The sequence below is a fragment of the Peribacillus sp. FSL E2-0159 genome (genome assembly GCF_038643155.1).
Taxonomy (GTDB): Bacteria; Bacillota; Bacilli; order Bacillales; family DSM-1321; genus Peribacillus; species Peribacillus simplex.
The window spans coordinates 79,558-95,330 of the sequence record NZ_CP152053.1 but is presented as its reverse complement, the minus strand read 5'-3'; the positions used below and the strand labels follow the sequence as shown (position 1 = coordinate 95,330).

The 15,773-nt window shown below is 44.9% G+C and carries 11 protein-coding genes and 2 rRNA genes; all 13 read right to left on the bottom strand.

Annotation, left to right across the window (positions count from 1 at the left end):
- Positions 1 to 9: 9 nt before the first annotated feature.
- A 23S ribosomal RNA gene (locus NYE63_RS00475) occupies positions 10 to 2,942 on the bottom strand.
- A gap of 176 nt (positions 2,943 to 3,118) precedes the next feature.
- A 16S ribosomal RNA gene (locus NYE63_RS00470) occupies positions 3,119 to 4,669 on the bottom strand.
- Together the 16S and 23S rRNA genes form the textbook arrangement of a ribosomal RNA operon.
- 424 nt (positions 4,670 to 5,093) lie before the next feature.
- Positions 5,094 to 6,593, bottom strand: a complete 1,500-nt coding sequence (lysS, locus tag NYE63_RS00465; RefSeq protein ID WP_342603724.1) for a lysine--tRNA ligase — start codon at positions 6,591 to 6,593, stop codon at positions 5,094 to 5,096.
- A 188-nt stretch (positions 6,594 to 6,781) separates the two neighbouring features.
- Positions 6,782 to 7,780, bottom strand: coding sequence for a tRNA dihydrouridine synthase DusB (gene dusB, locus NYE63_RS00460; protein ID WP_342603723.1), 999 nt, complete (start codon positions 7,778 to 7,780; stop codon positions 6,782 to 6,784).
- A gap of 23 nt (positions 7,781 to 7,803) precedes the next feature.
- The gene (locus NYE63_RS00455; RefSeq protein ID WP_063235935.1) at positions 7,804 to 8,016 is read right to left on the bottom strand and encodes a helix-turn-helix transcriptional regulator; all 213 of its coding nucleotides are present in this window, start codon (positions 8,014 to 8,016) and stop codon (positions 7,804 to 7,806) included.
- Positions 7,968 to 8,495, bottom strand: a complete 528-nt coding sequence (gene folK, locus NYE63_RS00450) for a 2-amino-4-hydroxy-6-hydroxymethyldihydropteridine diphosphokinase (RefSeq protein ID WP_342603722.1) — start codon at positions 8,493 to 8,495, stop codon at positions 7,968 to 7,970. Before folK ends, NYE63_RS00455 begins: the two co-directional genes overlap by 49 nt.
- A gap of 2 nt (positions 8,496 to 8,497) precedes the next feature.
- Positions 8,498 to 8,857, bottom strand: coding sequence for a dihydroneopterin aldolase (gene folB / locus NYE63_RS00445; RefSeq protein ID WP_063235933.1), 360 nt, complete (start codon positions 8,855 to 8,857; stop codon positions 8,498 to 8,500).
- A 1-nt stretch (position 8,858) separates the two neighbouring features.
- Positions 8,859 to 9,695, bottom strand: coding sequence for a dihydropteroate synthase (gene folP / locus NYE63_RS00440; RefSeq protein WP_342603721.1), 837 nt, complete (start codon positions 9,693 to 9,695; stop codon positions 8,859 to 8,861).
- A 163-nt stretch (positions 9,696 to 9,858) separates the two neighbouring features.
- On the bottom strand, positions 9,859 to 10,785 hold the full coding sequence (gene cysK, locus NYE63_RS00435) for a cysteine synthase A (protein WP_251436639.1): 927 nt from the start codon (positions 10,783 to 10,785) through the stop codon (positions 9,859 to 9,861).
- 130 nt (positions 10,786 to 10,915) lie between these two features.
- Positions 10,916 to 11,812, bottom strand: coding sequence for a peptidyl-prolyl cis-trans isomerase (locus tag NYE63_RS00430; protein WP_342603720.1), 897 nt, complete (start codon positions 11,810 to 11,812; stop codon positions 10,916 to 10,918).
- Positions 11,813 to 11,830: 18 nt separating this feature from the next.
- The gene (hslO, locus tag NYE63_RS00425) at positions 11,831 to 12,712 is read right to left on the bottom strand and encodes an Hsp33 family molecular chaperone HslO (protein ID WP_063235929.1); all 882 of its coding nucleotides are present in this window, start codon (positions 12,710 to 12,712) and stop codon (positions 11,831 to 11,833) included.
- Between the two features lie 26 nt (positions 12,713 to 12,738).
- Entirely contained in the window at positions 12,739 to 13,518 is a 780-nt protein-coding gene (locus NYE63_RS00420; protein WP_342603719.1) for a type III pantothenate kinase, read from the bottom strand.
- A gap of 167 nt (positions 13,519 to 13,685) precedes the next feature.
- Positions 13,686 to 15,746, bottom strand: a complete 2,061-nt coding sequence (ftsH, locus tag NYE63_RS00415) for an ATP-dependent zinc metalloprotease FtsH (protein WP_081113083.1) — start codon at positions 15,744 to 15,746, stop codon at positions 13,686 to 13,688.
- Positions 15,747 to 15,773: the final 27 nt, after the last annotated feature.

Sequence of the window (15,773 nt, the reverse complement as noted above, 5' to 3'; positions counted from 1 at the left end):
TTTAAAGCGTTGGTTAAGTCCTCGATCTATTAGTATCAGTCAGCTCCACATGTCGCCACGCTTCCACCTCTGACCTATCAACCTGATCATCTTTCAGGGATCTTACTAGCTTGCGCCATGGGAAATCTCATCTTGAGGGGGGCTTCATGCTTAGATGCTTTCAGCACTTATCCCGTCCGCACGTAGCTACCCAGCTATGCCTTTGGCAAGACAACTGGTACACCAGCGGTGCGTCCATCCCGGTCCTCTCGTACTAAGGACAGCTCCTCTCAAATTTCCTGCGCCCGCGACGGATAGGGACCGAACTGTCTCACGACGTTCTGAACCCAGCTCGCGTACCGCTTTAATGGGCGAACAGCCCAACCCTTGGGACCGACTACAGCCCCAGGATGCGATGAGCCGACATCGAGGTGCCAAACCTCCCCGTCGATGTGGACTCTTGGGGGAGATAAGCCTGTTATCCCCGGGGTAGCTTTTATCCGTTGAGCGATGGCCCTTCCATGCGGAACCACCGGATCACTAAGCCCGACTTTCGTCCCTGCTCGACTTGTAGGTCTCGCAGTCAAGCTCCCTTGTGCCTTTACACTCTACGAATGATTTCCAACCATTCTGAGGGAACCTTTGGGCGCCTCCGTTACTCTTTAGGAGGCGACCGCCCCAGTCAAACTGCCCACCTGACACTGTCTCCCACCCCGATAAGGGGCGCGGGTTAGAATTTCAATACAGCCAGGGTAGTATCCCACCAACGCCTCCACCGAAGCTAGCGCTCCGGCTTCTCAGGCTCCTACCTATCCTGTACAAGCTGTACCAAAATTCAATATCAGGCTGCAGTAAAGCTCCACGGGGTCTTTCCGTCCTGTCGCGGGTAACCTGCATCTTCACAGGTACTATAATTTCACCGAGTCTCTCGTTGAGACAGTGCCCAGATCGTTACACCTTTCGTGCGGGTCGGAACTTACCCGACAAGGAATTTCGCTACCTTAGGACCGTTATAGTTACGGCCGCCGTTTACTGGGGCTTCGGTTCAAAGCTTCGCTTGCGCTAACCTCTCCCCTTAACCTTCCAGCACCGGGCAGGTGTCAGCCCCTATACTTCGCCTTGCGGCTTCGCAGAGACCTGTGTTTTTGCTAAACAGTCGCCTGGGCCTATTCACTGCGGCTTTTCTGGGCTATTCACCCTAAAAAGCACCCCTTCTCCCGAAGTTACGGGGTCATTTTGCCGAGTTCCTTAACGAGAGTTCTCTCGCACACCTTAGGATTCTCTCCTCGCCTACCTGTGTCGGTTTGCGGTACGGGCACCTTACATCTCACTAGAGGCTTTTCTTGGCAGCGTGGAATCAGGAACTTCGGTACTATATTTCCCTCGCCATCACAGCTCCGCCTTAATGGAAACGGGATTTGCCTCGTTTCCGGCCTAACTGCTTGGACGCGCATATCCAACAGCGCGCTTACCCTATCCTTCTGCGTCCCCCCATCGTTCAAACGATGTATAGGTGGTACAGGAATATCAACCTGTTGTCCATCGCCTACGCCTTTCGGCCTCGGCTTAGGTCCCGACTAACCCTGAGCGGACGAGCCTTCCTCAGGAAACCTTAGGCATTCGGTGGAAGGGATTCTCACCCTTCTTTCGCTACTCATACCGGCATTCTCACTTCTAAGCGCTCCACCAGTCCTTCCGGTCTGACTTCAACGCCCTTAGAACGCTCTCCTACCATCGACACCATACGGTGTCAATCCACAGCTTCGGTGATACGTTTAGCCCCGGTACATTTTCGGCGCGGAGTCACTCGACCAGTGAGCTATTACGCACTCTTTAAATGGTGGCTGCTTCTGAGCCAACATCCTGGTTGTCTAAGCAACTCCACATCCTTTTCCACTTAACGTATACTTTGGGACCTTAGCTGGTGGTCTGGGCTGTTTCCCTTTCGACTACGGATCTTATCACTCGCAGTCTGACTCCCAAGAATAAGTATTTGGCATTCGGAGTTTGACTGAATTCGGTAACCCGTTGGGGGCCCCTAGTCCAATCAGTGCTCTACCTCCAATACTCTCATCTTGAGGCTAGCCCTAAAGCTATTTCGGAGAGAACCAGCTATCTCCAGGTTCGATTGGAATTTCTCCGCTACCCACACCTCATCCCCGCACTTTTCAACGTGCGTGGGTTCGGGCCTCCATTCAGTGTTACCTGAACTTCACCCTGGACATGGGTAGATCACCTGGTTTCGGGTCTACGACCTCATACTCATTCGCCCTATTCAGACTCGCTTTCGCTGCGGCTCCGTCTTATCAACTTAACCTCGCATGAAATCGTAACTCGCCGGTTCATTCTACAAAAGGCACGCCATTACCCATTAACGGGCTTTGACTACTTGTAGGCACACGGTTTCAGGATCTATTTCACTCCCCTTCCGGGGTGCTTTTCACCTTTCCCTCACGGTACTGGTTCACTATCGGTCACTAGGGAGTATTTAGCCTTGGGAGATGGTCCTCCCTGCTTCCGACGGGATTTCTCGTGTCCCGCCGTACTCAGGATCCACTCAGGAGGGAACGAAGTTTCAACTACAGGGTTTTTACCTTCTTTGACGGACCTTTCCAGATCACTTCATTTACCCCGTTCCTTTGTAACTCCATGTTGAGTGTCCTACAACCCCAAGAGGCAAGCCTCTTGGTTTGGGCTAATTCCGTTTCGCTCGCCGCTACTCAGGAAATCGCATTTGCTTTCTCTTCCTCCGGGTACTTAGATGTTTCAGTTCCCCGGGTCTGCCTTCAGTACCCTATGTATTCAGGTAAAGATACTGTTCCATTACGAACAGTGGGTTTCCCCATTCGGAAATCTCCGGATCAAAGCTTACTTACAGCTCCCCGAAGCATATCGGTGTTAGTCCCGTCCTTCATCGGCTCCTAGTGCCAAGGCATCCACCGTGCGCCCTTTCTAACTTAACCGTTAAAAAAGATCTTACAGATGCTTTGAAAAAAATTAATTGCCTTCTATCTATTATCTAGTTTTCAAGGAACAAAGCAGAAAGAATCCATCACATCGTGATGTTTGTCTTTCCTATTTGAATGAATTACTCATTCAAAACTGAACAAAACAAAAGCGCTCTCGTAATTATCCTTAGAAAGGAGGTGATCCAGCCGCACCTTCCGATACGGCTACCTTGTTACGACTTCACCCCAATCATCTGTCCCACCTTAGGCGGCTGGCTCCATAAAGGTTACCTCACCGACTTCGGGTGTTACAAACTCTCGTGGTGTGACGGGCGGTGTGTACAAGGCCCGGGAACGTATTCACCGCGGCATGCTGATCCGCGATTACTAGCGATTCCGGCTTCATGTAGGCGAGTTGCAGCCTACAATCCGAACTGAGAATGGCTTTATGGGATTCGCTTACCTTCGCAGGTTTGCAGCCCTTTGTACCATCCATTGTAGCACGTGTGTAGCCCAGGTCATAAGGGGCATGATGATTTGACGTCATCCCCACCTTCCTCCGGTTTGTCACCGGCAGTCACCTTAGAGTGCCCAACTGAATGCTGGCAACTAAGATCAAGGGTTGCGCTCGTTGCGGGACTTAACCCAACATCTCACGACACGAGCTGACGACAACCATGCACCACCTGTCACTCTGTCCCCCGAAGGGGAAAGCCCTATCTCTAGGGTTGTCAGAGGATGTCAAGACCTGGTAAGGTTCTTCGCGTTGCTTCGAATTAAACCACATGCTCCACCGCTTGTGCGGGCCCCCGTCAATTCCTTTGAGTTTCAGCCTTGCGGCCGTACTCCCCAGGCGGAGTGCTTAATGCGTTAGCTGCAGCACTAAAGGGCGGAAACCCTCTAACACTTAGCACTCATCGTTTACGGCGTGGACTACCAGGGTATCTAATCCTGTTTGCTCCCCACGCTTTCGCGCCTCAGTGTCAGTTACAGACCAGAAAGTCGCCTTCGCCACTGGTGTTCCTCCAAATCTCTACGCATTTCACCGCTACACTTGGAATTCCACTTTCCTCTTCTGCACTCAAGTTCCCCAGTTTCCAATGACCCTCCACGGTTGAGCCGTGGGCTTTCACATCAGACTTAAGGAACCACCTGCGCGCGCTTTACGCCCAATAATTCCGGACAACGCTTGCCACCTACGTATTACCGCGGCTGCTGGCACGTAGTTAGCCGTGGCTTTCTGGTTAGGTACCGTCAAGGTACCAGCAGTTACTCTGGTACTTGTTCTTCCCTAACAACAGAACTTTACGACCCGAAGGCCTTCTTCGTTCACGCGGCGTTGCTCCGTCAGACTTTCGTCCATTGCGGAAGATTCCCTACTGCTGCCTCCCGTAGGAGTCTGGGCCGTGTCTCAGTCCCAGTGTGGCCGATCACCCTCTCAGGTCGGCTACGCATCGTCGCCTTGGTGAGCCATTACCTCACCAACTAGCTAATGCGCCGCGGGCCCATCTATAAGTGACAGCGTAAACCGTCTTTCCATCTTCTCTCATGCGAGAAAAGAACGTATCCGGTATTAGCTCCGGTTTCCCGAAGTTATCCCAGTCTTATAGGCAGGTTGCCCACGTGTTACTCACCCGTCCGCCGCTAATCTCAGGGAGCAAGCTCCCATCGATTCGCTCGACTTGCATGTATTAGGCACGCCGCCAGCGTTCGTCCTGAGCCAGGATCAAACTCTCCGAAGAAATGTTTGACTTGCTCATTTGCTTTTTTAATAGTGTGTGCTCACTTAAAATTTAACGTTGGCGCTTTGTTTTGTTCAGTTTTCAAAGAGCAATGTCTTTCGGAACAGCTTATTTATAATAACATTTTCTTTACTCCGAGTCAACAACTTTTTAAAACTTTTTTTAAAGTTTGTAATCTGTTTGCAACTCGTTCGTAACGACAGATATAAATATAACACCATTACGTTAACTGCGCAATACCTTTTATGAAGTTTTTTTGAGATAATGTTGTTTTTCTTTCAAGCCCTATAATCCAGCCTATTAAAAGACATGAAATTATAATTAAAAAACAAAAACCGAATTGGACTTACCAGGATCAGGAGCTACGCCCAATGATCCCGGCCATCCGAATTCGGCCCTGCAATCAAAACTCATTTTGCTTATATTAGCGATGTCTCATTAAAGGGAATAACAGGACGTCACGTATAGAAGGAGAATTGGTCAATAGCATAACCAAACGGTCAACACCAATTCCCAGTCCGCCAGTAGGCGGCATTCCGTATTCTAGCGCCTCCAAGAAATCTTCATCCATTTCATGAGCTTCATCATTACCTTGCTCTCGTTCTTTTAATTGAGCTTCAAAGCGTTGACGTTGATCAATAGGATCATTAAGTTCCGTGAAGGCATTTGCATGCTCCCTGCCTACAATGAATAACTCAAAACGATCTGTGAAACGGGAATCTTCCGGATTTTTCTTTGCTAAAGGAGAGATTTCCACAGGATGTCCATAGATGAATGTAGGTTGAATTAACTTATCTTCCACCTTTTGTTCAAAGAATTCATTTACAATATGGCCGAACTCCATGGATTCCTTAATTTCAATCCCATTTTCTTTAGCAAGCTGTCGGGCTTCTTCTTTACTCATTTGAGTCCAGAAGTCCACACCAGTATATTCTTTTACAGCGTCAACCATGTGAAGTCGTTTCCATTCAGGTTTTAACTCTATCTCATACTCCCCATACTGGATAGTAGTAGTCCCCAAAACTTCTTGTGCTATATGGGCAATCAGGTTTTCCGTTAAACTCATGATATCTTGGTAATCCGCATAAGCCTCGTATAATTCAATCAATGTGAATTCAGGATTGTGTCTTGTGGATACTCCTTCATTTCTGAAAACCCGCCCAATTTCATAAACTTTCTCCAATCCGCCAACGATTAAGCGTTTTAGGTGAAGTTCAATGGCAATCCTTAAATTCAAAGGCATATCCAATGCATTATGGTGAGTAAGGAAAGGGCGTGCAGCAGCTCCACCAGCAACAGAGTGCAATAGAGGCGTCTCCACTTCAAGGTATCCATGATCGTCCAAATAACGTCTCATGGCTTGCACAATACGGCTGCGCATGATCAACGTGTTTTTACTTTCCTCATTTGTAATTAAATCGACATAACGTTTCCGATAACGCTCTTCAACATCCTTTAGGCCATGAAATTTATCAGGTAACGGGCGAAGCGCTTTAGCAAGGAACACATATTCTTTAGCTTTAATGGAAAGTTCCCCGACTTTCGTTTTGAAAATAACGCCAGTTACTCCTACGATATCGCCAAGATCGGTTTGGTTGAAAATTTGGTAAGAATCTTCACCTATGTTATCCAAACGGACGTAGATTTGGATTTGACCGCTAATATCCTGGATATGGGCAAATCCCGCTTTCCCTTTCCCACGCTTCGTCATGACACGGCCAGCGATTGTAACTTCAATTTCTTTTTCTTCAAGATCTTCCTTTTCTAATTCACCATAAGCACTGATTATCTCCTGAGTGTTATGTGTGCGCTCGAATCTGCTCCCGAAAGGGTCTTGTCCATTATCCATCATGGTCTGCATTTTATCGCGTCTTACCTGCAGTTGGTCATTCAATTCTTCATGACTCACGAAAATCATCTCCATCTTTATTAATAAAAGCCTTATATAATTAATCAAAAATTCTTTTGCATACTTATTTATTCTTACATAAAGTAAAGGAATTCAACAGCTTTTTATCTTAAAATCTTGTTTATGTACATATAAAAACTGCCAGGATTACTGGCAGCTCAAGATAAGCGTATTATAGGAAAATAGGAAGGTAATGTCAAACATCAGACCATTTGGATATTCTGTTGCTTCGCTTCAATATCATCAACAAGTCCATAAAGAAGACTTACAACATCTTCCCTTGTCTCACAATCATTGATCCCTTTACGAGCCATACCATTCCCTTTAACACCCTTTAAATACCAAGAAGCATGCTTACGCATTTCACGAACAGCGACATTTTCATTTTTTAACGCAATCAGACGATCCATATGAAGCACGCAAACGTCCATCTTTTCACGAACTGAAGGTTCATCCATCAATTGACCGGTTTCTAGGTATTTTACAGTCCTGTAAATCATCCAAGGGTTACCTAGAGCCGCACGGCCGATCATGACTCCATCAACACCCGTTTCCTTCAGCATTCTTTCGGCATCCTGTGGAGTTTCAACATCACCGTTACCGATAAGGGGAATATTGATCGATTTCTTCACTTCACGGATTATGTCCCAGTTAGCTTTTCCTTCATACATTTGCACTCGTGTCCTGCCATGCATGGAAACAGCTTTACCACCTGCACGTTCAACAGCCTGGGCATTTTGAATCGCAAAAACATGCTCATCATCCCAGCCTATGCGCATTTTCACCGTTACCGGCTTATCAACAGCATCAACCACCGCTGAAACCATCTCATAAATTTTGTTTGGATCGAGAAGCCACTTTGCCCCTGCGTCACATTTAGTGATCTTAGGGACAGGGCAGCCCATGTTGATATCAATGATATCAGCAGTTGTATTTTTATCTACGAATTGTGCAGCTTCGACCAAAGATTTCTTTTCACCGCCAAATATTTGCAAACTTAATGGCTTTTCTCTTTCATCTATATAAAGCATATTCATCGTTCTAGCATTTTGAAGAACGATTCCCTTGTCACTGACCATCTCCGCACAAACAAGGCCAGCACCAAATTCCTTGACGGTCAAGCGGAATGCTGAGTTACAGACTCCCGCCATCGGTGCTAGCACTACCGGATTCTTCATTTCTATATCGCCTATTTTTAACACGTTGTGCCTCCTATAGCATTCTTTCATTTATCCTCAGGTGGCTGAAGCTCCTCAATGGAAACATGAAGAATTTCCGCCACTTCCAGTAAAAATGCTTCTGAAGGGTTGCGGTTCCCTCGTTCGACTTCTCCCAACAAGGAAACGGAAACGCCTATTTCTTTCGCAAACCCTTCCTGGGTATAACCCTTTAACTTTCGAAAAGCGCGAATACGCCTTCCCCATTTTTCACCTTCCATAATCGAACTCCTTCTTTATCCGAAATCTGTTCAAGCAGGTCGCTTAAAGGTGCATGCATTTGCGGAAGTGATATATCAGGGTCCACTTCCATTAAAGGCACAATAACAAAAGCCCTCTCGTGCATACGAGGGTGCGGGACTGAAAGAATCTCTGTCTCAATATTTTCATGATTATATAACAAAATGTCAAGGTCTAAAGTACGGGGACCCCACCTAATTTCCCTTTTTCTCCCTAAATCTTGTTCAATTTTCATACAAGCGTGAAGTAATTTTTCGGGTTCTAAATCGGTTTTTACTTTAAGGACAGCATTTAAAAAACAGTCCTGGTCTTCATATCCTACCGGGTCCGTTTCATATAAAGAAGAGCAGGCCACTAACTTGATATGCGGATTTTTAGACAATAATTGGAAAGCCCTCTGGAATGTCTCAAGGCGATCCCCTAAGTTCGATCCTATTGAAAGGTAAGCAATATTTCCCACAATCAGCGTCCCCTTACAATCTCTATTGCAACCGAATCATAGTGACCTGCTATTGGAGGGTCTGGTTTATAGACCTTCACGGTGCATGTCTCGATGGAAGAATACTTATTAAGTAGTTCAGAAGCAATTTTTTCAGCGACAGCTTCCACTAACTTAAAAGGTTCTCCCTCAACAACACTTTTACACACTTCATATAACTCGCCATAGTTGATTGAGTCTTCCAGATTGTCACTCTTCCCAGCCTTGGCTAAATCAGTCTGGACGATTAAATCCACTTTAAACCGCTGACCAAGCTTCGTTTCTTCCGGAAAAACTCCATGATATCCGTAAAACTCCATTCTATTCACATATATCTTATCCATTTCATTCACCTTTTCCTAATAGAGCGTCCATCATCTTTGCAGTCCGTGCCATTTCCTTCACATCATGTACACGAACCATTTGACAGCCTTGTTGAATTCCATGGCAGATTGTGGCGGCTGTTCCCTCCATCCGCTCACTTGGCGGCAGGTCCAGAACATGTCCAATCATGGACTTTCTTGATGTGGCTAGCAGCACGGGATAACCTAATGATACCAGCTTATCAAGATTCCTCATCATTTCCAAATTTAACTTTAAATCTTTCGCAAAACCAATACCTGGATCGAGAATGATGTTTTCATCCTGGACTCCCGCAGCCTTTACCAACATGATGCTTTCGAATAAATCTTGAAGTACATCCCGGACAAAATGTTCATAACCCATATTATCCCTGTTATGCATCAAGATAATCGGCACCTTATATTCCGCAGCAACCTTTGACATCAAGGAATCGGCTTTACCTCCCCAAATGTCATTTAATATATGGGCTCCAGCCTTTACCGCCGCTTCCGCTACTCTTGATTTATACGTATCGACTGATATTGGAACCTCAATATTCCGGGATATGGCTTCAATAATCGGGGCGACTCTCTCTATTTCCTCTTCATCCGATATCCTCTCATAGTTAGGACGGGTGGACTCTCCGCCTACATCCAATATATCCGCTCCGTCGTTGACCATCCGTTCGGCATGCTTCAAAGCAGCATCTATCCGATTATATTTCCCGCCATCCGAAAAGGAGTCCGGCGTAACATTCAAAATCCCCATAATTAAGGTTTTATTGCTGTAATCCAAATCAAATGAACCACATGTTATTTTTGACGCTCTAGCTAATGACATTCAACGTTCTCCTTCGCCTAAAGAAATCTATATATACAAGTTTACCCATTTACATAGGCATAGTGCAAGCTCCATGAAGATTTGGAACACTTCTGCAGACTTTACTACAAAAAGAAAAGCAAAGCCCCTAAGGAACTTCGCTTCTCATTATTAGTGTCTGGTCTTACTCAAAGTTGTATAATGGTGTACTTAAGTAGCGTTCACCATTACTTGGTATGATAGCAAGTACCTTTTTGCCTTTTCCCAGTTTGTCAGCCACTTTAATGGCAGCTGCAATTGCGCCACCAGAAGAAATTCCACCGAGGATCCCTTCCTCTTTTGCCGCGCGGCGGGCATAATCAAATGATTCCTCTGTATTGACTTGAATGATTTCGTCATAGAGATCTGTATTCAAAATACTTGGAACGAAGCCTGCACCGATTCCTTGGATTTTATGTGGTCCTGGAGTCCCACCCGATAATACCGGAGAGTCCGCAGGCTCAACAGCATAAATTTTAATGTCAGGGTATTTTTCACGCAGGACTTCACCAGCACCTGTTATGGTTCCGCCAGTACCGATTCCGGCAACGAATGCATCTAGGCCTTCATCACCAAAGGCTTCAACGATTTCAGGGCCTGTAGTGTTCCGATGAACTTCAGGGTTGGCTTCATTCTCGAATTGCTGTGGAATGAAGTAACCTTTTTCTTTAGACAGCTCAGTCGCCTTTGCGATTGCACCCTTCATTCCTTCAGGTCCAGGAGTAAGAACTAACTCTGCGCCATAAGCGCGAAGCAAGTTACGGCGTTCCAAACTCATCGTCTCCGGCATGACCAGAATTGATTTATAGCCCTTTGCCGCAGCTACCATCGCTAGTCCTATTCCAGTATTTCCGCTTGTAGGTTCAATGATCGTATCACCTGGTTTAAGGTTACCATTTTTTTCTGCCGCTTCGATCATCGCAAGGGCGATACGGTCTTTTACACTACTGCCTGGGTTAAAATACTCAAGTTTTAGATAAATATCTGCACTGTTTTCATTTTGAAGCTTGTTTAACTTCACGATAGGTGTTTGTCCAATTAAATCGATTACAGAATTAGCTATACGTGCCATTTTCTCCACTCCTTATCATTTTCAATACCGAGTATGTTTATTGGTTTTATTTATTTAAAGTTACCAGTTTTAATAGTTCATTGTCAATAATTATATACTATATTCTAAATTTTCTTACACAACCATTGACCTACTTTTGTTCTTTCAATCCATAAAACCATTCTACATCAAATTCGTCCCAGAAAATTTTCCCTGAGACCGGTGCCTGAATCTGTTCAAGAGCTATTTGGCGGTGAATCTTGTCTTTAACTTCTTCGTATTCATACTGCTTGCCCTCTATCCTTTCATGCAGATAGAGAACGGCCCAGCCATCTTCCGTTTGGATTGCATCACTCCACTTTTTTACCTTCAATTTCTCGGCAGCGGTGATGTATTCCTTGGAGACTTGCTCGTTATCCTCTGATATATAACCCATGTCGCCTCCTTGATTGGCAGTGAATTCATCAAGGGACTTTTCCATCGCTAAAACATCAAAGGAGACACCTTTCTCCAGTTCATGTATGATTTGGTCTGCCTGCTTTTTTGTTGACGAGGTAATATGGGAAATATGGAAAGCGGTAGGAATTCTGTAGATATCCTTATTATTATCATAATGATTCCGCATTGCTGTTTCGGAAACCGAAACGTCCTTGGTGAGGAGCTTCTCGAGGAGGAGACTCGACTGAATTTCCTGCCTCAGTTGATCGTTACTTTTATTAAGGTTCTGACCGGCAGTTCCATACATAGTTTTCATCATTTTAAGTTCCCGATCAAGCTCTTCATCCGAAGTTTTCACTTTGTATTTTTCAGCTGCCTGCTTCACTACCTCTTTATCGACCATTTCCTCAAGTACATCTTCCCCGTATCTTTTTTCGAGCTCAGTCATCCATGCGTCCCGGGAAATATCCTTGGATCCAACCTTTGCGGCCGTTTCTTCCCCAATGACGGATTTAGAAATGATTAGTGGTTTTATGACAAAGATAATGATAGTCAATAGGTTCAACAAGGCAAGGCCGGCAATAATCGCCCGAAGCTTTTGTTTTGGCAATCCCTTACCCCCCGTATATTAATTTTTGGTTTCTGCTTCTAGTTCCTCGAGTTCTTCCTTCGAGAATTGGTAGGTCTGATTACAAAAATGACATTGTGCCTCCGCTTGTCCCTCTGTCTCAATGATATCCCGAATCTCAGCTTTCCCTAGGCTAATCAATGCATTCGCAATTCTTTCCCTAGAACATTGACAGGAGAATTGGACATCCATTTTCTCTAGTATATTCACATTTCCCTCACCTAAAATTTCGGTTAGGATTTCTTCAGGAGTCATGCCACTTTGAATCATCTTGGAAACAGGAGTTATCGTACTTAGTCGATTTTCGATTTTGGAAATCGTATCTTCGGATGTACCTGGCATCAACTGAATGATAAATCCTCCCGCTGCAAGGATTGAATTATCCGGATTCACCAGAACCCCAACCCCCACAGATGAAGGCACCTGTTCGGAAGTAACGAAGTAATAAGTGAAATCTTCACCCAATTCTCCCGATACAATCGGTACTTGCCCTGAAAAGTAATCACGAAGACCGATATCTTTGACAACAGTCAACAATCCATCGGTGCCTACCGCTTTCCTTACATCCAGCTTTCCTTGCTCATTCAAATCAAAATGGGTTTGCGGGTGAGTGACATATCCGCGGACTTCTCCCTTTGCATTGCTGTCGACCAGGATGGAACCAATCGGTCCACCGCCCTCGATTTTAATCGTCAGTTTTTCTTCACCTTTTAACATTCCACCCATCATAACGCCTGCCGTCATAGCGCGTCCAAGGGCAGCTGAAGCAGTAGGCCATGTATAATGGCGTCGTTGAGCTTCTCCTACGGTGTCTGTTGTTGAAACAGCATATGCCCGAACCTGTCCTTCATAGCCTAACGCCTTGATTAGATAATCCTTCATTTATTTTGCTCCTTCCATGCTGTGTATTACTTCTTCACTTGCTCACGATTACGTTTATAAATCAGCTGTAGCCCCTTCAAGGTCAAAAATGGCTCCACAACGTCAATCACAGTAGACTCATTAGCAATTAAGGTTGCCAGTCCACCTGTCGCTATTACCGTTGGTTCTAGATTACTTTGCGCCTTAATTCGATTAACGATTCCTTCTACCTGTCCAACATACCCATACAAAATACCAGCCTGCATGGCGGATACCGTATTTTTCCCAATAATCCCCTCTGGCCGGCTGATTTCAATTCTTGGAAGTTTGGCTGCCTTTGAATAAAGTGCTTCAGTAGAAATGTTTATACCCGGAGCAATGGCTCCGCCCATGTATTGTTTATCCTCATTTATGTAGCAATATGTCGTTGCCGTGCCAAAATCCACGATAATGAGAGGGCTTCCATATTCCTGAATGCCTGCAACAGCATTAACGATTCGGTCCGCTCCCACTTCACGGGGATTTTCGTATTTGATATTCAATCCAGTTTTTATTCCAGGTCCAACTATAAGCGGTTTAATTCCAAAGTATTTTTTGCACATGCGTTCAAGCGCAAACATAATTGGCGGAACTACCGAAGAAATAATGATTCCATCAAATTGATCAAACGAAAGATCTTCATGTTGCAACAAAGACTTTATGACCATTCCATACTCATCTTCTGTCTTGTGACGGTTAGTCTCAATTCGCCAATGATATTTTAAAATATCTTCATCGTATGCGCCTAATACAGTATTCGTATTCCCAACATCCAATACAAAAATCATCGTTTCATCACTCCGGTAAATTATTCTCCAACATCATACCACACTGTTATTTCCCACGCTATTAGTCGCACTTTTCGAAAGGTCTCCCAGAAACTTTATCATAATTAATTTAAGAGTTAAGAAAAGGGTATTTCCGAGGCGGAAATACCCTTTTGAATTTAGTCAACTTAAGACTTTTTATTGTCATCTTCGTTCGGGAAGGAAAGCGGCTGATCTTGAGGTGCACCTTCTTTGATTGGAGGAGTATTTAATCCTTCCTCCGTTATTTCAAGGTCCTCAGGTCCTCTCTTATCCAAAGGATCTAATAGGGCCTCTTTTTCTTCCTTCTTCGTATTGATGTTCACCTTGACATTCTCATCAGTGGTTAAATTCCCATTCAGAGCCGTATAATCCCGCTCTGGCAATTTACCATTATGGAATAAACTTTTGATTTGTTCAGCATCAAGTGTTTCCACTTCAAGCAAGGTTTTTGCAACCAAATCAAGTTTTTCACGATTTTCAGTAAGAATCTTCTTACATCTTTCGTAAGCTTCCCTGATGATACGTTGAATTTCAAGATCGATTTCATATGCTATTGCATCTGAATAGTTTTGATCATTGTTGAAATCGCGGCCAAGGAAGACCTGACCTTGAGAATTACCGAATTGAAGTGGTCCGAGCTTACTCATACCATACTCCATAACCATGCTCCGAGCTATGCCCGTTGCACGCTGGAAGTCGTTATGCGCACCGGTACTCACTTCTCCGAATGTAACTTCTTCGGATACACGACCACCCAATAGTCCTACGATTTTATCTTTAAGCTCAGGTTCCGTCATGAAGAAACGATCTTCTTTCGGCAGCATAACTGCATAACCGCCAGCTTGACCACGAGGGACAATCGTAACTTTATGAACGACTTCAGCATCATCCAGAACCAATCCAATAATGGTATGGCCTGCTTCATGCCACGCTACGATATTTCTTTCCTTTTTGGAAATGACTCGGTTTTTCTTGGCAGGTCCAGCGATAACACGATCCGAAGCTTCATCCAAATCGGACATGTCGATCTTCTTCTTATCTTGACGGGCAGCAACAAGCGCCGCTTCATTCAGTAAGTTTTCAAGATCTGCACCAGAAAATCCTGGAGTACGCTGAGCGATCGCTTTCAAATCAACTGTTTCCGCTAAAGGTTTATTACGCGCATGCACTTTCAGCACTTCTTCACGGCCCTTAACATCAGGGCGCCCTACCGTTATTTGACGGTCAAAACGTCCTGGACGCAATAATGCCGGATCCAATACATCAGCACGGTTAGTCGCAGCAATGATTATGATTCCTTCATTACCACCGAAACCATCCATCTCCACCAGGAGTTGGTTCAATGTCTGTTCACGTTCATCGTGACCGCCACCAAGACCTGCTCCACGTTGACGTCCGACTGCATCAATTTCATCGATAAAGATGATACATGGTGCATTCTTCTTAGCATTTTCAAACAAATCACGAACACGGGATGCACCGACACCCACAAACATTTCAACAAAATCAGAACCACTGATTGAGAAGAAAGGAGTTCCGGCTTCACCAGCTACTGCTCGTGCAAGTAAAGTTTTACCTGTACCAGGAGGCCCAACTAAAAGTACCCCTTTAGGAATACGGGCTCCAAGCTCGGCATATTTGCGAGGATCTTTCAAGAATTCAACGACCTCGACAAGTTCCTGCTTTTCTTCGTCCGCTCCGGCAACATCATTGAAGCGTACTTTTTTCTTATCATCATTATACAATTTCGCCTTACTTTTCCCGAAGTTCATGACGCGGCCACCACCGCCGCCTTGAGCTTGGTTAAGTAAAAAGAAGAAGAGGATAAAAATGATTACAAATGGAATGATGGAAGTGAAAAATGTCACCCAGCCACTTGTCTTTTCTGGAGGTTCGACAGTGATGATGTCTTTATCCAGCTTGGTTACAGCGTCATTGATCCTGCTTTGCGAATACTCACTGAAAGGCACGTATGTCACAAAGAATTTGTTTTCCTCATAACCTTTGAGCTTTCCTGTGATTTCAAATACACTGCTTTCGGGTTGCATCGTAAGTGATGTAACGTCCCCACTCTCCAAATGCTTATAGAATTCATCTTGGGTCAATTTTACGTTTGGTTCATTGTTATTATTAAAAATGCTTACAATCCCAATGATGACCAAAAAGATCAGTAAATAAAATATGGTATTACGGAAGATCCGATTCATCCCTTACCTCCTCCCACGGGTAAACAA